Below are 17,161 nucleotides of genomic sequence, written 5' to 3'. Positions count from 1 at the left end.
AAACACTGGAGTCAATGTCAGCTGCTAACCGAACTGCCCTCAAGCGGCTGCAGTACTATCAATAGCGAGGGCGTAGAGTTCATCACTACTCTGTGCTTGCCTTAGCTTATCTCTTACCAGGCTATCGGAAAACAAGGCGGCAATTTCTGCCAGTGTATCCAGATGTTCCTGCTCCGCATCTTCGGGAACCAGGAGAGTAAATAACAAGTCGACTGGCTGGCGATCGACAGAGTCAAAATCAATGGCGGGCTGTGTGGTACAGAGAACTCCGATGGGACTATCGCATCCGGGCAATCTGCAATGGGGGATTGCGACACCATCACCAATACCAGTGGAGCCCAGGCGCTCACGGGCGATCAGCTGGTTAAAAACTGTGTCGGAGTCGTGTTGGGGATATTGTTCGGCAATCGCCTGGGCAATATTGAGCAGTAACTTTTTTTTGCTGCTCCCCGCCAAGTGGCAAAGGCTGAGGCGGGGAGAGAGTAATGCTTCCAGTGTCATAGTTCAGCGATGGTTCTGCAACTTCTCTTTGTGTTTTTTCAGTTGGCGGTCCAGCTTATCAGTGAGCGCATCAATTGCCGCGTACATATCTCTGTCCTCAGACCCTGCACAGAGGTCGTGACCATTGATATGTACTGTCGCTTCAGCTTTTTGGATCAGCTTTTCGACGGACAAAATAACTTGCGCGTTGGTGATATTGTCGTAGTGCCTGGACAGCTTCTCCATTTTGCTTTCGCAGTAGCTGCGCATAGGTGAGGTTACGTCGACATGGTGGCCACTAATATTGATCTGCATGGATTTCTCCTTAAAAGTGCATCACAAGTCCGCGCTCACCCCCTATCGGGTCGCAACCCTACTAGGAAGTGGGCCAGAATGGAAGGATACACTCAAATTTTGGATTTTGGTCGCAGGTGGGCGGCGGAAGGCGTCATTAGTGCATGACTATATATAGTATTGCGGTCAAAATTGCTGGTTGAATTTTAAAGGGGAGTCTAAACCAGCCTTTTTCTCTCACTTGAGGAGGGGATACCCATGGATTCGCGGTATTTCGCTACTGTTCGTCGCGCAACCTTGATGCCTTGCTTATCCAATTCCTGGGTGATTTTATTGTCAGAGAGCGGTTTTCGTGGCACCTCTGAATCAATTAGCTTGCGAATCAGAGCTCGAATGGCTGTGGACGAGGCGTCCTCTCCAGAATCTGTGCTGACGTGACTGGAGAAGAAATATTTGAGTTCGAATACTCCACGTGGGGTCAACATGTATTTCTGAGTAGTTACTCGAGAGATGGTGGATTCATGCATGCCAATGGTTTCGGCAATATCAGCCAGAACCATCGGTCTCATCGCCTCCGGCCCCTCTTCAAAAAAGCCCTGCTGCTTATCCACAATTGAGGTGGCAACTTTTAGTAGGGTGTCGTGGCGGCTCTGTAAGCTTTTAAGGAACCATCGGGCCTCTTGGAGGTGATCCCGTAAAAAGTTGTTGTCCCGTGAGTTATCCGCTCGTTTTACCAGGGATGCATATTGCCCATTGATGCGGATTTTGGGGGTGATTTCCGGGTTCAGTTCAACCAGCCAGCGGTGTTCTTTGCGCGACACAATAATGTCAGGAATGACGTAAGCAGGTTGCTCGCCATTAAATTCCTCACCGGGATTAGGGGTTAAAGTCTGGATAAGGCGGATCACCTCACCTAATTGAGATTCGTTGAGGCGTGTGCGCCTGCTGAGCTGCCTGAAGTCTCTTTTCCCAAGCAATTCCAGGTGGCGCTCAATGATGGCCTGTGCCTCTTTCAGCCACGGGGTTTCTCCTGGTAGCTGTTTTAACTGAAGCAATAAACACTCTTGGAGGCTTCTAGCCCCGCAGCCGGCAGGTTCAAACTGTTGCACAGCTTTAAGTACGGCCGCTACCTCATCCTCGTCGACTTGTAGGGAGGTGGCAACATCATCAACGTCAGTGTTGAGTAGTCCGTTCGGATCGATCGCATCAATGAGGTGCTCGCCGATCCACTTGTCGTGGCTAGACAGAGCAGTTAGGTTTAATTGCCAGCGTAGGTGGTCCTGCAGCGTATCAGTTGAGCTGTTGCGCTCAAAATTGGAGTCTTCCCCCTCTGCTGGGCCGCTATAGCTGCTGTAAATGTCATCCCAATGAGAATCAACCGGCAGCTCTGTTGGGATGTCCTGGCTCCAGTCGGTATCGCCAAGCTCTTTCTCTTCACTGGAGGTGCTGTTTAAGCCTTCCTCCGAGGTGGTTGGGGGCTCTTGCTGGGCGTTTTTTTCGGTAATCGCTGTTGCAGGAGTCAGGTCCTCGCTCTCAACCTCTAACATTGGATTGCTATCGAGGGCCGCTTGAACTTCCTGCTGTAAATCCAATGTAGAAAGTTGCAGGAGGCGTATTGCCTGCTGCAACTGGGGAGTCATTGTTAGCTGTGTGCCGAGCTTGAGCTGGAGAGACTGCTTCATAGTTTAGTGCTGCAGGCCGGTGCGACAATGGGTTCGTCAAAGTTAACCCGAGATGGCGCAGACTACCCCGGCCCCCAAACTATTACAAGCAATAAGCGTGCCGACTGCAGGCAATTGAATGGTCAGTCCAAAAATAAAATATGATGTGGTTCTCGATATTTCGCTTATTTGATTATGTTTGTCATCATTCGCCATTAAATGGTGAACTCGTGTCCCAAATAGACTTCCCGCACTTGCTGATTGGCAAGGACGTCATTTGGTGTGCCTGAGGCAATGATATGGCCCTCGCTGACGATATAGGCGGTTTCGCAGATATCCAGGGTTTCCCTTACATTGTGGTCTGTGATCAGAACGCCGATATCCCTGTCACGCAAATGGCGAATTATGTATTTAATATCATTTACTGAGATGGGGTCGACACCGGCAAAGGGTTCGTCGAGTAGGACAAAGCTCGGGTTTGTAGCGAGGGCGCGGGCAATCTCTACTCGGCGTCTTTCCCCACCGGATAGAGCCATTCCGAGACTGTTTTCAATGTGGGTAATGTTAAACTCTTCAAGCAGCTCCTGCGCCTGTTTTTCTCGCTCCGCGCGACTGAGTCCCTTGCGAGTTTCTAGGATTGCGAGAATGTTGTCGCGTACTGACAGTCGGCGGAAAACAGAGGCCTCTTGGGGAAGATAACCGATCCCTTTGCGGGCACGCCCGTGCATTGACAGGCGGGTAATATCTTCGTCGTCGATCAGGACTTGCCCGGCATCAGCCTGCACCAGCCCTGCGATCATGTAGAAACAGGTGGTTTTTCCAGCTCCATTGGGACCTAGCAAACCGACGACCTGCCCACTTGAGACACTGACAGAGACATCTTGAACAACTTTTCTTTTCTTATATTGTTTGGCGAGGTGTAACGCTTGTAGCGTTGGCATAATGAGTCCTGAAATCTAGCCGCAGCCGAGAGAGGCAGCGGATTACATCATTGTAAATAGCGCTGGTTTACAGGCATTGAAATTTGGGTGGATTACTGATCTGTGGTGGTACCTGTTTCGGCTTCGGTTTCTGTGGGTTCGCCGGCTCCGGTACTCTCAGGCTTCCAGATCATCTCAACTCTCCCCTTGCCCGGTTGACTGCGAGCGCTCATTTGTTCGGTTGCGAGGTCGTAGTCAATTTTCTCGGCAGTCAGGGTGTTGCCATCGCGATCGATATAAGCCTGCCCGGTAAGCTGTAGCTCTTCAGAGCTGATGACATACTCTATACGTTCAGCGTGGGCTTTTACAGGTTCCTCGCTCTCCAATATCTTTTGTTGGAAGTGTGCCGGGCGGCCAACAGCAATGACCCGGCTAATTTCATCGCTGGCTGTAAAGTAGACCTCCACTCGATCTGCCCTGATTTGAAGGGAGCCCTGTGTGATGACTACATTGTCACTATAAACCACGAGGTTGTTGGCGCGGTCAGCTGACATAGATTCCGAGCCCACAGATATTCTCTGGGTTCTGTCGTCGGGTAAAGCCTGCGTTACGGTAGTAATAGCTGCTAGCGTAATAGCTGTGAGGGCCTTAAAGATAGAGGAATAGCGGTTATTGGGTGTCATAGCTGCTCTTTACATCGGACAGGATTTCCATCCGGTTTTCTTTCAGGTAAGCGCGCATCCCCGTTCCTTCAGTGCGGTTGGGGCCGGAGCTAATAGTAACAACTTTGTCGGTCTCGGCGAATTCCCTGTCTGGGAAGATTGTGATTCGTGGTGTGACTAGTTGGATGCCATTAGGGGTGGGGAGTTCATCAATTTGAACATCGCCTGTGAGTACGATTCGTTTTCCCCGGTTGAAGGCCACACCTCGTTCGGATCGAGTTGCCCACTTGGGTTGGTCGTCCGTATAGAACAGCATGCGCGGTTCTTTTAGGTTGGCGCGATCCCTGCGCTTAAACTGAAAGTAGGTAATTTGTTCTGCATCCACGCGATAAGCTAAATTGCCTGCCTGGTCAAAATTTCGAGTTTCAGCCCCCATGATAACAAGTTCTGGAGCTCGATTTTGCTGCTGCGGTGTGGGCCTTTTACCCAGCAATTGTTCTGGCGGACTCTCGGAAAACCAGAGTCCGGCACTGATAAGCAGAATGACCAGTACGAGAGGCAGCCAGGAACGCATCATTTTTCTCCGATATAGGGGGCGAGCGCCGCGTCAAAAGTCCCCTGAGCAATCATAATGCGGTCACAGACTTCGCGTACAGCGCCTTCGCCACCACGTGTTTCGGTGACCCACAGCGCGCGTTCCCGTACAGGTGGGGCCGCATTGGGTGGTGCGATGGGGCACCCAATCTTGGTCATTACTAGAAGGTCGGGATAATCATCACCGACATAGGCGATATCCTCCAGGCGGCAAGACTCCTCAGATAGTAACTCTTGTAGGGCGGCAAACTTGTCTTCCCGACCTTGAATTAACTTATTGATACCTAGGTCGTGGGCGCGGCGTTCTACAACGTTACTACGCCGGCCAGTAATAATGGCTACGCGAACCCCGGAGTTTTGCAGCATCTTAATGCCGTGCCCATCCAGGGTGTTAAAGGTTTTGAGTTCATTGCCGCTGTTGTCAAAATAAAGCTTTCCGTCTGTCAGGACTCCGTCCACATCCAGAACAAGCCAGCGGATATTTTTAAGGGAATCATTTATTTTTTGTTCGGATATCACCGGAATAATCTCTCTTCGCCTTTGTTTGTGAGGGCAAAACCTGCATATTAAATATCCGGTATTATCTCAGATAACACCGGCGCGCAGAATATCGTGCATATGGAGTACGCCAACTGGGTGATGCGCTTCATCTTCCACAACTAATGCGGTGATTTTATAGTCCTCCATAATCCTCAGCGACTCTGCAGCAAGAGTGTCAGCAGAAACCGTTTTAGGACGGCGACTCATCACCTCCTCCATAACTGCTTTGTCGAGTTCGATTTTTTGGTCTATTACCCTGCGCAAATCACCGTCAGTGAATACACCCAGTAATTCACCATTGTTATTTACAATAGTCGTCATGCCGAACCCTTTGCTGGTCATCTCCAGTAGGGCTTTTGATAGTAGAGTCTCTGGAGTTACCTGGGGAAGCTCGTCGCCCGCATGCATTACATCCTCAACCTTTAATAGAAGCCTTCGCCCTAGGGCGCCGCCTGGGTGAGAGAATGCGAAGTCTTCTGCGGTAAAACCTCTAGCCTCGAGAAGGGCGACAGCAAGGGCGTCTCCCATCACGAGAGTGACGGTTGTGGATGAGGTGGGAGCCAGATTGAGGGGGCAGGCCTCTGTGGCTACCGATATATCCAGATTGACTTCCGCAGCTTGAGCGAGAGGGGAGTCAGTTTTACCTGCCATGCTTATTAGTGGAATACCCAGGCGTTTTAGTAGGGGGAGTAGGGTGAGGACTTCACCGGAGGAGCCAGAATTGGATATGGCAATAACAACATCGTCTCGGGTGATCATGCCGAGGTCGCCGTGGCTCGCTTCGCCGGGGTGAACAAAGAAGCTAGGAGTGCCAGTACTGGCAAGGGTTGCGGCGATCTTGCGGCCAATATGCCCTGACTTCCCCATTCCGGTAACGATTGTGCGGCCGCGACACTGCATGATCATGTCACAGGCTCGCTGAAACTCCCCATTAATTCTGTTTTCCAGTGCTGCCACCGCTTCGGTTTCCATACGGACGGTGCGGCGTCCGGCCTCCAAAATTAAATTCTGTGTCATCAACTGCCTCGTATCGCTTGCTAGTGCTTTTTAACCAGTGCCGTAAAACTGCCTATTATGCGACAGCTTCGCTATTTACCTGTGTGACAGCGTGGATAATTTTTGTCTTTAGGGCCCAGCACTCGAAGAGGGCTCGACATTTTGCTGTCGTGCTAATCTATATTAGCGGTCTGCTGGCTGAGGAAAAAGCCAGTGTGTTGTTCGGTTGTGTCAAATGACACGCTTGTACATCGCCACATTACCAGGTGCGGCCATGGTATAGTTTGCCGTCTCCGCTGTCAGCTATGTCACTCAATGGATGATCGACACATTCTCAGTTGGGCTGCGGGAAAGTTGATATGTGGTATTGCTATGGCACTAAATTGTGCCATGTGCGTCCAAGGAATGATTTGCTAACTGGAGATAATTTGTGAACGCATCATTTTGGATTGGCCGGTACGGTTTGTCGCGATGGATTAGGTTTGCGCTTTGTGTTGTTTTTGCGTCTGCAGTAGTGCCTGTAGCTAATGCTGCTCAAAATCCATATGTAATGATTGAGGGGGTTTCTGATGAGTTACTGGGGGTGATTCGATCTAATGCCCAGTATGCGAATTCAGATCCGCAAAGATATTACGGTGCTGTCGAGGGCGTGCTGACACCGGTTGTAGATTTTGATTTTATCGCTCGGGGTGTAATGGGGCGCTATGCGAAGCAAGCGACCGCCGAGCAGCGTTCTCGTTTTACGCAGGCTTTTCGTCGTGACCTGGTTGCAACATTTGCTCGTGGCGTTGCAAATTTTGGGGATTTGGACGTAAAAGTGGTTAACCCTGGCACCACTCCGCAGGGTAATCGTGTCAATGTCCTTCAGGAAGTCCGCAGTAAAGAAGGAATCACAAAGGTATCTTATACCTTGGTGCGCAATCGGGCGGGCCAGTGGAAATTGATCAACGTAATTCTGAACGGGGTCAACCTGGGCAAGACTTTCCGCAGTCAGTTCTCCCAGTCAATGCAGACTTATGGAGATATCGATAAGGTGATTTCCAATTGGTCGGCGGCAGATGATGCAGCCAATAAAGTGAGCTGATCCGCGAACTTTGGGGTGCGCAGCTGCGCACTCCGCCTGATTCAAGTACACTTGCGTGCTGTTTTTAACTAATCGCAATTCCCTCCTATGCAACCAGACGAAATCAAGACCCTAATTGAAGGGCAAATTCCCGATAGCACTGTTGAAGTGGCTTTCGAAGGTAGTCATCTGATGGTGACTGTGGTGAGCAGTGCCTTTGAAGGTTTGAGTCGTTTAAAAAAACAACAGCTTGTCTATGCCGCACTTGGCGAAAAAATCGCCGATGGTACCTTGCATGCCGTGCAAATGCAGACTCTGACTCCAGAAGAAGCCAGTCGTTAACCTGCCATTGCCGCTGAGGTGTTGGCGATCTAGATTAAGAGATTGAATGGATAAGTTGATAATAGAGGGCGGTAGCCCGATCTCCGGGACTCTGAGGATTTCTGGTGCTAAAAATTCAGCCTTGCCGATATTGGCTGCTGCGTTATTGGCTGATGGGCCCGTGCAAATCGATAATTTGCCGCACCTCAATGATATTACCACCATGATCACCTTGCTCCGGTGTATGGGGTGTGATGTCACTATTGATGAAAAGTTGGGCGTTGAAATCGATCCCCGCTCAGTCAATGACCTGACGGCTCCCTACGAGCTGGTTAAAACCATGCGGGCCTCAATCCTGGTTCTGGGGCCTCTATTGGCCAGGCACGGTGTGGCAAATGTCTCCTTCCCTGGTGGCTGTGCAATTGGCAGTCGACCGGTCGATATTCACCTCAAAGGCCTGGAGGCCATGGGTGCCGAGATCACTATCGATGGTGGTTTTATCCGGGCTCGCTCTAATGGCCGTCTCAAAGGTGCCAATATCGTCATGGAAAAAGTGACGGTTGGTGGCACTGAAAACTTATTGATGGCAGCAGTGCTCGCAGAGGGTACAACAACTCTCCACAACGCTGCGCGTGAGCCTGAAATCGTTGATTTGGCTGAATTCCTTATTGCGATGGGTGCCCAGATAGAAGGGGTTGGGACCGACACCCTGCGTGTTCACGGTGTGCCTAAACTCACCCCCTGTAAGTTCACCGTTATGCCGGACCGTATTGAAACCGGAACCTTCCTGGCAGCCGCTGCTGCGGCGAGAGGTAAGGTGCGCCTGCTTAATACCCGTGCTGATATCCTCGATGCGGTGATGCTCAAGTTTGAAGAAGCTGGCGCCCATATCAGTTGCGGTGACAACTGGATTGAACTGGATATGAAAGGCAATCGCCCAAAAGCGGTGAGCTTCCGCACAGCGCCTTACCCAGCTTTCCCTACAGATATGCAGTCCCAGTTCACAGCAATGAATGCTGTAGCCGAAGGGAAGGGGACTGTGGTTGAGACCATCTTTGAAAACCGCTTAATCCAGGTCCATGAGCTCAATCGAATGGGAGCGGATATCACTCTGGAGGGCAATACGGCAATTGTTACCGGGGTAGAGAAACTTAAAGGCGCTCCGGTAATGGCCTCTGATCTACGCGCATCAGCGAGCCTGGTTATTGCCGGCATGGTGGCAGAGGGCACTACTATGGTGGATCGTATTTACCATATTGACCGCGGCTATGAGTGTATTGAAGAGAAGCTTCGACAGCTCGGCGCGAATATTCGGCGTATTCCCGGCTGATTGCTGCAAAGTTAACCCCAAGAGCCAAAGACGGACTGGCGTAAATCGAAATGACTGCACAAATTACAATCGCACTGACTAAAGGGCGGATTCTTCAGGAGACTCTGCCGCTTCTTAAGGCGGCGGGATTGGAGCCTATTGAGGATCTGACTAAGAGTCGGAAGTTGATATTCCCAACGAATTGCGAAGGGGTTCATCTTCTTCTCTTGCGAGGCGTGGATGTGCCTACTTATGTGCAGCACGGCGCTGCTGATATCGGTGTGGCTGGTAAGGATACATTGCTTGAGCACGGTTCTGATGGCATTTATGAGCCTCTAGATTTGGGTATTGCTCGCTGTCGCCTGATGACAGCCGGTGTTAAAGGTGGACAGCTGCCCAGTGGCCGAATCAAGGTCGCTACCAAGTTTGTGCAAAGCGCCAAGAGGCATTACGCCTCGATCGGGCGTCAGGCCGACATTATTAAGCTGTATGGGGCTATGGAGCTCGCACCGCTAATGAACCTGGCCGATGAGATCGTGGATATTGTGGATAGCGGCAATACGCTAAAGGCCAATGGCCTTGAAGCTCGCGAGACCATTGCGCAAATTAGTAGCCGGCTTATCGTCAATAAGGCCGCTCTGAAGATGAAATATGCATCTATTAATAGTCTGATTGAGAAACTGGCAGCGGCTGTCGCACAAACCAAGTAGATTCCTGAAGCGTTATGACGAACAAAATAATTCGTCGGCTAAATACGGTCGATATAGATTTTGATGAACAATTGAAGCAGTTGCTCGCTTGGGAGTCGGTGGCAAATCATGAGGTCGAAAGTATCGTTGCAGAAATATTGCAGCGGGTTCGCTCTCAGGGTGATAAGGCTGTTATTGAATTTACTAACCGCTTCGATCATCGAGATCTCGCAGCTGCAGAAGAATTCGCCCTTCCAGCCACTGAGCTTAATGCAGCTCTGGATCGTATTGCTGTCGAAGAGCGCGAGGCCCTGGAAGTCGCTGCTGATAGAGTTAGGCGCTATCACGAGCATCAGCGACAGGAGTCCTGGCGCTATACAGAGGCTGATGGGACTGTGTTGGGGCAGCAGATTACCCCAATGCAAAGTGTTGGTATTTATGTTCCCGGAGGTAAGGCGAGCTACCCTTCTTCCGTGCTTATGAATGCAATTCCAGCAAAGGTGGCAGGTGTGCAGGCCGTTAATATGGTAGTGCCTGCTCCGAAGGGAGAGCTAAACGACCTGGTGTTGGCGGCAGCGGCAATTGCTGGAGTGGACCGGGTGTTTACGATTGGTGGTGCCCAGGCAGTAGCCGCGCTCGCTTATGGCACTGAGTCTGTCCCAGCTGTGGATAAAATAGTTGGCCCGGGTAATATCTTTGTTGCCAGTGCCAAGCGGGCAGTTTTTGGCCATGTCGCCATCGACATGATTGCGGGTCCATCTGAAATCCTGGTGATCTGCGATGGGCAAACCGAGCCCGATTGGATTGCAATGGATCTGCTTTCGCAGGCGGAGCACGATGAGCAGGCGCAATCTATTTTGTTGTGTCCAGACGCCGAATATTTAGATCGAGTTGAGAACTCGCTTCAGAGGCTTTTGTCAGAGCTGCCCCGGGCAGAAATTGCCGCACGTTCCCTTGTTGATCGCGGGGCGCTGATCCAGGTGGAGTCCGTACAGCAGGCGATAGAAATCTCTAATCGGATTGCGCCGGAGCATTTAGAGGTGTCAGTAGAGAGTCCGGAAGCTTACCTTGCAGAAATTCATAATGCTGGAGCTATTTTCCTTGGGCGCTATACCGCAGAGGCCTTGGGGGATTACTGTGCCGGCCCCAATCACGTCCTTCCTACCAGTGGTACTGCTCGATTTTCTTCGCCTCTGGGGGTATACGATTTCCAGAAGCGAAGCTCGGTTATTTACTGCTCGGAAAAAGGTGCTGATGCCTTGGGGCGTGTGGCGCGCACCCTTGCTCTCGGGGAGGGGTTGGATGCTCATGCCCGCTCTGCGGCTTATAGGGTAAAGGGCTTGTGAGGGGAGCACCCCGGCAGAGCTGATTCTGCGGGGGTGTAAAACCTTATTCTGTAGTGGGAATACGGGTAGCTTGCCAGGCTAGAGCGCGCCACTCACCTTCCCGCTTAATAAATGTGCCGGTATTAAAGTAGTAGCTTTGTTCATCTTTGCTGCTGTCATTTGCAGATAGCTTGAATGCAATGATAGCGGTATCCCCCAGCAATCGAATGTCGATCTCCTCGGCGGTATAGCTCGTAGTTACAGACTCGCTGGGAGATGTTTGCATTCCCTGCATAATCTCGCTTTTTCCAAAGCGTTTTCCTCCGGAGCTGGTATACACCAGGTCCTCGGCCCAGAAACGTTGATGGGCCTGGGAGTCAGTGGCGGCCCTGCCGATAAAGTCGATCAGCAGTTGATGCAAATCTTCTCGATCCCCAGCGGCCGCTGGGGTTGTGGTTATGGTAAAAAACAGAGCTAAAACCAGTGAGCGCATAGAGGGCTCCTTCTTTAGAAATTATTCTATTGTCGTCTTTGTCTGGGGCTCTTCCGAAACAGTGGCATCAACCGTGTGGGACACTCCATCACGAATAAATGTTATTGATATGGTGTCGCCGGGGCGCAGAGTGGCCATGGTAGCCTCCCCTTGTTTGCCATCGCCGATGGGTAAGCCGTCAATATGTGTAATGACATCTCCGGGCTGAAGTCCTGCAATGTGCGCCGGGCCTTCATTGTAGATGGCTGTCACCATTACGCCGCCGGTCGAGTTTAAATTGAACTCTTTGGCCATTTGCGGGCTGATGCCGCGAGCTTCAATGCCCAGCCAGCCGGGTACGACGCGGCCATAAGCAATAATATCCTGCATTACCTTGAAGGCAATGTTGGCGGGAATGGCAAAACTGATACCGCCGGAATAGCCGGACTGATTGAGGATTGAGGTATTGATGCCAAGCAGGCGGCCGCGAGAGTCAACAAGGGCACCCCCTGAGTTTCCCGGATTGACGGCAGCATCTGTTTGCAAAAAGTTTTGCAGATAGCTTCCGGTACCTGAATTCTCAAGGTGGCGACCTTTTGCGCTGATAATGCCCTGGGTCACAGTTTGCCCAACGCCGAAAGGATTACCAATTGCCAGGACTACATCGCCGACCTGGGCTCTATCTGGCTCACCAACTGAAATGGAGGTTAGGCCGTCGAGATCAATTTTGAGAACGGCCAGGTCAAAATCCGTATCGCTGCCTACCAGCCTTGCCTGTGCTTCCCGCCCGTCAGCCAAAAGGATAACGATGGCGTCAGCCTGATCGACCACATGATGGTTGGTCAAAATGTAACCGTTGTCGCTGGCAATGACGCCTGACCCAAGGTTGGATTGCATCCTCTGCCTTTGCGGAACATCCATATTGTCAAATAGACGTCTAAATAGGGGATCGTTAAACAAAGGGTGTTGGCGCTGGGGCATAGCCATTCGCGTGTAGATGTTGACTACAGCGGGGCCTGCTACATTGACGGCATGGGCATAGGAAACCGGGCCTTGGATATCGTTTCCATCGGCTTTGGGCGTGACACCACGTAGTTGCGGGAATATAACCAAGAGTAGGGCAGCCATGGCTAGGCCTACCAAGGTGGGTAGGGCCCAATCTTGTAGAAATCGGTTCTGGGACACTCGTGACTCCTCTTTGCGCTGATTATACACACGTCTCCAAGTGGAATCGCTGCACATAGCGTTGGTTAGAGGAAATTGTTGCTTCTCCTGAGTATGCTTGTTTCAGCACCGGACTGTCTTGGATCATAAATACTCTGTGTTCTGTTTTGGTTGGATGAGTATTTATGGTCTCTTGCGTTGGGCGTTTTTTATTTACAGCTACCTTGTGCAATTTTGGTATATCTGTGAAGTTGGGGGTAGGAAGGCCGAGGAATTGATCGGTGGTCCTTATTTGCTGGGTATAATGTGATTCCTGTATCCCATTGACATTGGTCGCTTGCGATAGATGCGTATAATGGCCAGTCGAAATTTTAAGACTAACCGGTAACTACTGTTTTTGGAGACCTAAATGTCCCTAGTTCGCCCCCATGGCAGCGTTGAGCTTCAGCCACGCTTTGTATATGACAGTGAAAGGCATCACCAATTGATGCACGAAGCGGAGTCCCTGCCGTCAATCGTGGTCAGTTCTGCTGCCGCCGCCAACGCGGTAATGCTTGGGGCGGGGTACTTTAATCCGTTGCACGGCTATATGAATCTGGCAGATGCTATGAGTGTCGCTGAAACCCTGCGCACGGTAGATGGTTTATTCTGGCCGGTGCCGGTTGTCAACGTTGTTAAAGATGCCAGTGAAATCGAGGGAGCCTCCCGTATTGCCCTGCGCGACCCGAACGTAGAGGGTAATCCAGTTCTCGCGGTGATGGATGTTGAGGCGATCGAAACCATCTCTGAAGAGCAAATGGACACCATAGCTGAACAGGTATTTGGCACTTTGGATGAGAAGCATCCTGGTGTTGCAACCTTCAAATCTGCTGGCCGCACTCTGGTTTCTGGGCCGATTGAAGTATTGAACTTCAGCTATTTCCAGAGTGACTTCCCGGACACCTTCCGCACTGCAGTTGAAATTCGCAATGAGTTCAAGGAGCGTGGTTGGAATAAGGTTGTAGCCTTCCAGACTCGCAATCCGATGCACCGTGCTCACGAAGAGTTGTGCAAAATGGCCCTGGATGGCGTAGAAGCGGATGGTGTTCTGATCCATATGTTGCTCGGCCAGTTGAAACCTGGCGATATCCCCGCTCCAGTGCGCGATGCTTCCATTCGCAAGATGGTAGAGCTGTACTTCCCGGCAAATACTGTGATGGTTACCGGTTATGGCTTCGATATGCTGTATGCCGGCCCTCGCGAAGCAGTACTGCATGCCGTATTCCGTCAGAACTGTGGCTGTAGCCACCTGATTGTAGGTCGCGATCACGCTGGCGTTGGCGATTACTATGGCGCTTTTGATGCGCAGACTATTTTTGATGAGAAGGTACCCGAGGGTGCTCTTGAGATTGAGATCTTCCGTGCTGATCACACTGCTTATTCCAAGAAATTGAATAAGGTGGTTATGATGCGTGATGTTCCGGATCACACCAAAGAAGACTTTATTCTGCTCTCGGGCACCAAGGTACGTGAAATGTTGGGTGATGGTATTGCGCCGCCCCCAGAGTTCTCCCGTCCTGAAGTGGCGCAGATTTTGATGGACTATTATCAGAGTCTGTAGGTGCCAAATAAAAAAGGCGGGTAACTACCCGCCTTTTTTATATCTGGAAAAACTGTGTTAGCCCCCTGTCTGGTGGGCTCAGTCTGTCCTAACTGCTTTCGTGAGCCTCTTTTTCGAGTCCATAGTCTTCGGCAAGAGTACCTTTGGCACCAGGTTCTTTTGGGGCCCAGTCGCGAGGTGGCTCTATATCCTGCAGCTTTTCATCGTTGTCATTTAATTTCCCACTACCTGCTTTCAGCATTTGGCGACCAATATCCTGGCTGGATAGGCGCAGCGCGCTATTAGAGAGGTATTCGTGAACCTCTTTGTAGCTTTCGGTGAGGTTGTGGACGAGTTGTGAAGTCTGGTCAAAGTGATCGTTGACCTGTAGCTGGAAATCTTCGAGCTTGTTGTTGGCCTCACGGAGTCTCTGCTCCAGCTCCTCTGAGCGCTCCACACTGGTACGCCCGCGCACAGCCAGGAATGCCAGGAATGCACCCAGGGTCATACCGAGGACGCCGACTAGAATTAATACCGATGTAGAGTGCACTTACTACCTCCTCAACTTGCTTTTTATTGTACAGATCTCCTCGCGAAGAGGTGAGGCTGCCTGTGTTCGGCTTTGCCGGTGTCTGCACTGTGGGCAGCCGATGTTACGTGGCTGTGGCCCCTCATAATAGAGTGGGCAGTATACGCGATTATTACGCTGACAATTCAATGTTGTCGGCTAATTGCGACAGAATGCTTGGCGCCTGGTTCCAGTTTGCAGGGAGGGCTGGCTATTTCGGATGGTTGCACTGGTAATTGAGGTGTCGACTGTCTTGTCCTGTGCGCTGAATGGTTGAATTTGGTAGAGTGCGCGCCAGTTATTCAGTAGTCGAAGAAATTTTCCTCTATGTTGCCCGCCAAACCACTATTTTCTTCTCCTCTTGAGCGTTATGAGAGAGACCTTCAGCGCCCTGACTTTGTTGAGGATCAATCTCAGCGTCAGGCAGTTGAGGAGCTGCAAGATCTTCATCGGCGCTTGGTGGCTCGGTCTGAGCGCGGTGCGATCGTCAGTTTTTTGTCCCGTATTCGCAGTGGCGCTAATGAGCCCGAGAAGGGTCTCTACTTTTGGGGTGGGGTAGGCCGCGGAAAAACCTACCTAATGGATGCGTTTTTTGAGTCCCTGCCGTTCGCGGAAAAACAGCGCACCCATTTTCATCGCTTTATGCGTCGAGTTCACCAGGATCTAAAGGAGTACGCTGGGGAGAAGAATCCGCTGGAGAAGGTGGCAGATAAGATTGCCCGCCGCGCTCGGGTGCTCTGCTTTGATGAGTTTTTCGTCTCAGATATTGCCGATGCCATGATATTGGCCGGCCTGTTGGATGCATTGTTCCGCCGAGGGGTGGCTCTGGTGGCGACCTCGAATATTGTACCCAAGGGCTTATATAAAGATGGGTTGCAGAGGGTACGGTTTCTTCCGGCCATCGATCTGCTGGAGAAGTACACCAAGGTGGTTAATGTCGATAGCGGTACCGATTACCGGCTGCGCACCCTGGAGATATTGGAGTTATATCATTCTCCGCTGGGACCTGAGGCGGATAGCAGTCTGGAACAGAGTTTTTCACAATTGAGTGTCAGCGGCTGCGAAGCCCGTAGCGAGGTTCAGCTGCAAGTGGAGGGGCGCCCAATTCGAGCCTTGAAAGTAGCGGATGATGTTGCTTGGTTTGATTTTGTGGATCTGTGTGATGGACCGCGATCGCAAAATGACTATATCGAATTGGCCAGGGAGTTCCATACGGTGCTTCTGGGGTCAGTGGTCAGGTTTGATGAGCGTATGGATGCTCAGGCGCGTCGCTTCATTAATCTAGTGGATGAATTTTACGACCGGTGCGTGAAACTGGTGATTTCTGCGGAGGTTCCAGCTGAGGAACTGTACGTCGGCCGGAACCTTAAGTTTGAGTTTGAACGCACGGTGAGTCGGCTTTTGGAGATGCAGTCCCGCGAATATCTGGAGCGGCCCCACCGCCCCGAATAAGTCTGTCGGGTCGGGGTAAATTCTGCTTGAAAAGCATACACTCCTTTTGTACTATCCGCGCTCTTTTGTGGGACGGCCCCTAATTCTGGGGGTCATATTACAGGTGTTTATAACATGAAGACTTACAGTGCCAAGCCAGAAGCGGTAAAACGCGACTGGTACATTGTTGACGCTGCGGACAAGACCCTCGGCCGTATTGCTGCCGAGATCGCAACCCGCCTGCGCGGCAAGCACAAGCCTGAATACACGCCCCACGTGGACACTGGTGATTACATTGTTGTAATCAACGCAGAAAAGGTTCGCGTGACCGGTAACAAGGCCAAAGACAAGATCTACCATAGCCATTCCGGCTACCCCGGTGGTCTCAAATCCATCAGCTTCGAAAAGTTGATCGAAAAAGCGCCCGAGCGCACCGTTCAAAGCGCCGTAAAAGGCATGCTGCCGAAGGGTCCTTTGGGTCGTGCCATGTTCAAGAAGCTGAAAGTATACAGCGGCAGTGAACATCCTCATGTGGCTCAACAGCCGATTGAACTGGCGATCTAAACGGGAATAAATCTGATGGCAACTACTCAATACTACGGTACCGGCCGCCGCAAAACCTCCACCGCTCGCGTCTTTCTCGCGGCGGGTGAAGGTAAAATCACCGTAAACGGTCGCACCCTGGACGAATACTTTGGCCGTGAAGTGGCTCGCATGATCGTGCGTCAGCCGCTGGAAAAGGTTGAAATGGTCGAGAAATTCGATATCACTGTTACTGTTAAAGGTGGCGGTTCCTTTGGTCAGGCGGGTGCTATCCGTCACGGCCTGACCCGTGCCCTGATGCAGTACGACGAAGCGCTGCGTCAACCGCTGCGCGCCGCTGGTTATGTTACCCGCGACGCCCGTGAGGTTGAGCGTAAGAAAGTGGGTCTGCGCAAAGCGCGTAAGAAGCCGCAGTTCTCCAAGCGATAAGCTTTCTTTTTGGCCCGGCTTTTGCCGGGCTTTTTTATATTCCCGTATCTGTGGTTATCCAGTGCTCTTATGACTTTTGCTGGATATATCGCGGTTTCGCCGCGTGATTCCCGACGTTCCC

Annotated in this window: 20 protein-coding genes; 9 read left to right on the top strand and 11 right to left on the bottom strand. The window is 51.3% G+C overall.

The window, feature by feature from the left end:
* Positions 1–39: 39 nt before the first annotated feature.
* The 8 genes from ptsN to ACJJIW_RS01005 all read right to left on the bottom strand — a co-directional run bounded on the left by ptsN (position 40) and on the right by ACJJIW_RS01005 (position 6,168).
* Positions 40–501, bottom strand: a complete 462-nt coding sequence (gene ptsN, locus ACJJIW_RS01040) for a PTS IIA-like nitrogen regulatory protein PtsN (protein ID WP_108734231.1) — start codon at positions 499–501, stop codon at positions 40–42.
* A 3-nt stretch (positions 502–504) separates the two neighbouring features.
* Positions 505–795: a ribosome hibernation-promoting factor, HPF/YfiA family gene (gene hpf, locus ACJJIW_RS01035; protein ID WP_108734230.1), complete on the bottom strand. Its 291-nt coding sequence runs from the start codon at positions 793–795 to the stop codon at positions 505–507.
* 197 nt (positions 796–992) lie between these two features.
* Positions 993–2,456, bottom strand: a complete 1,464-nt coding sequence (locus ACJJIW_RS01030) for an RNA polymerase factor sigma-54 (RefSeq protein ID WP_444936488.1) — start codon at positions 2,454–2,456, stop codon at positions 993–995.
* A 194-nt stretch (positions 2,457–2,650) separates the two neighbouring features.
* On the bottom strand, positions 2,651–3,376 hold the full coding sequence (gene lptB, locus ACJJIW_RS01025) for an LPS export ABC transporter ATP-binding protein (RefSeq protein ID WP_282933903.1): 726 nt from the start codon (positions 3,374–3,376) through the stop codon (positions 2,651–2,653).
* 92 nt (positions 3,377–3,468) lie between these two features.
* On the bottom strand, positions 3,469–4,038 hold the full coding sequence (gene lptA, locus ACJJIW_RS01020) for a lipopolysaccharide transport periplasmic protein LptA (protein ID WP_444936487.1): 570 nt from the start codon (positions 4,036–4,038) through the stop codon (positions 3,469–3,471).
* Complete coding sequence (lptC, locus tag ACJJIW_RS01015) at positions 4,025–4,594, bottom strand: LPS export ABC transporter periplasmic protein LptC (RefSeq protein WP_282933901.1); 570 nt, start codon at positions 4,592–4,594, stop codon at positions 4,025–4,027. The genes lptA and lptC overlap by 14 nt, the downstream gene beginning before the upstream one ends.
* Positions 4,591–5,136, bottom strand: a complete 546-nt coding sequence (locus ACJJIW_RS01010; protein ID WP_444894794.1) for a KdsC family phosphatase — start codon at positions 5,134–5,136, stop codon at positions 4,591–4,593. The genes lptC and ACJJIW_RS01010 overlap by 4 nt, the downstream gene beginning before the upstream one ends.
* A 60-nt stretch (positions 5,137–5,196) precedes the next feature.
* A complete protein-coding gene (locus tag ACJJIW_RS01005; protein WP_282933899.1) occupies positions 5,197–6,168 on the bottom strand; it encodes a KpsF/GutQ family sugar-phosphate isomerase in 972 nt (323 codons plus the stop codon).
* Positions 6,169–6,577: 409 nt separating this feature from the next.
* Here ACJJIW_RS01005 and ACJJIW_RS01000 point away from each other — a divergent pair, with 409 nt between their 5' ends.
* The 5 genes from ACJJIW_RS01000 to hisD all read left to right on the top strand — a co-directional run bounded on the left by ACJJIW_RS01000 (position 6,578) and on the right by hisD (position 10,875).
* On the top strand, positions 6,578–7,231 hold the full coding sequence (locus ACJJIW_RS01000) for an MlaC/ttg2D family ABC transporter substrate-binding protein (protein WP_282933898.1): 654 nt from the start codon (positions 6,578–6,580) through the stop codon (positions 7,229–7,231).
* Positions 7,232–7,318: 87 nt separating this feature from the next.
* Positions 7,319–7,552, top strand: a complete 234-nt coding sequence (locus ACJJIW_RS00995) for a BolA family protein (protein ID WP_282933897.1) — start codon at positions 7,319–7,321, stop codon at positions 7,550–7,552.
* A gap of 46 nt (positions 7,553–7,598) precedes the next feature.
* Entirely contained in the window at positions 7,599–8,861 is a 1,263-nt protein-coding gene (gene murA / locus ACJJIW_RS00990) for a UDP-N-acetylglucosamine 1-carboxyvinyltransferase (protein WP_444893015.1), read from the top strand.
* 50 nt (positions 8,862–8,911) lie between these two features.
* Positions 8,912–9,550 carry an ATP phosphoribosyltransferase gene (gene hisG, locus ACJJIW_RS00985; protein ID WP_444936486.1) on the top strand — a complete coding sequence of 213 codons (639 nt, stop codon included), beginning with the start codon at positions 8,912–8,914 and terminating at the stop codon, positions 9,548–9,550.
* Positions 9,551–9,564: 14 nt separating this feature from the next.
* Positions 9,565–10,875, top strand: a complete 1,311-nt coding sequence (gene hisD, locus ACJJIW_RS00980; RefSeq protein ID WP_444936485.1) for a histidinol dehydrogenase — start codon at positions 9,565–9,567, stop codon at positions 10,873–10,875.
* A gap of 43 nt (positions 10,876–10,918) precedes the next feature.
* Here hisD and ACJJIW_RS00975 read toward each other — a convergent pair whose 3' ends face one another.
* A complete protein-coding gene (locus ACJJIW_RS00975; RefSeq protein WP_282933893.1) occupies positions 10,919–11,347 on the bottom strand; it encodes a nuclear transport factor 2 family protein in 429 nt (142 codons plus the stop codon).
* Positions 11,348–11,368: 21 nt separating this feature from the next.
* Positions 11,369–12,511 carry a S1C family serine protease gene (locus ACJJIW_RS00970; RefSeq protein ID WP_282933892.1) on the bottom strand — a complete coding sequence of 381 codons (1,143 nt, stop codon included), beginning with the start codon at positions 12,509–12,511 and terminating at the stop codon, positions 11,369–11,371.
* Positions 12,512–12,899: 388 nt separating this feature from the next.
* Here ACJJIW_RS00970 and sat point away from each other — a divergent pair, with 388 nt between their 5' ends.
* Positions 12,900–14,090, top strand: a complete 1,191-nt coding sequence (sat, locus tag ACJJIW_RS00965; protein ID WP_282933891.1) for a sulfate adenylyltransferase — start codon at positions 12,900–12,902, stop codon at positions 14,088–14,090.
* 88 nt (positions 14,091–14,178) lie between these two features.
* Here sat and ACJJIW_RS00960 read toward each other — a convergent pair whose 3' ends face one another.
* Entirely contained in the window at positions 14,179–14,619 is a 441-nt protein-coding gene (locus ACJJIW_RS00960) for a Z-ring associated ZapG family protein (RefSeq protein WP_282933890.1), read from the bottom strand.
* A gap of 345 nt (positions 14,620–14,964) precedes the next feature.
* On the opposite strand from ACJJIW_RS00960, the gene zapE reads away from it, so the two are divergent.
* From zapE to rpsI, 3 genes are all read left to right on the top strand, one after another.
* Positions 14,965–16,089, top strand: a complete 1,125-nt coding sequence (gene zapE / locus ACJJIW_RS00955) for a cell division protein ZapE (RefSeq protein WP_444936484.1) — start codon at positions 14,965–14,967, stop codon at positions 16,087–16,089.
* Between the two features lie 114 nt (positions 16,090–16,203).
* Entirely contained in the window at positions 16,204–16,632 is a 429-nt protein-coding gene (rplM, locus tag ACJJIW_RS00950) for a 50S ribosomal protein L13 (RefSeq protein WP_444930018.1), read from the top strand.
* Positions 16,633–16,647: 15 nt separating this feature from the next.
* Positions 16,648–17,040, top strand: coding sequence for a 30S ribosomal protein S9 (gene rpsI / locus ACJJIW_RS00945; RefSeq protein ID WP_282933887.1), 393 nt, complete (start codon positions 16,648–16,650; stop codon positions 17,038–17,040).
* Positions 17,041–17,161 lie beyond the last annotated feature (121 nt).

This window comes from Microbulbifer maximicatervae (SeqCode), assembly GCF_052467815.1.
This window is presented reverse-complemented; position numbering and strand designations above follow the sequence as displayed.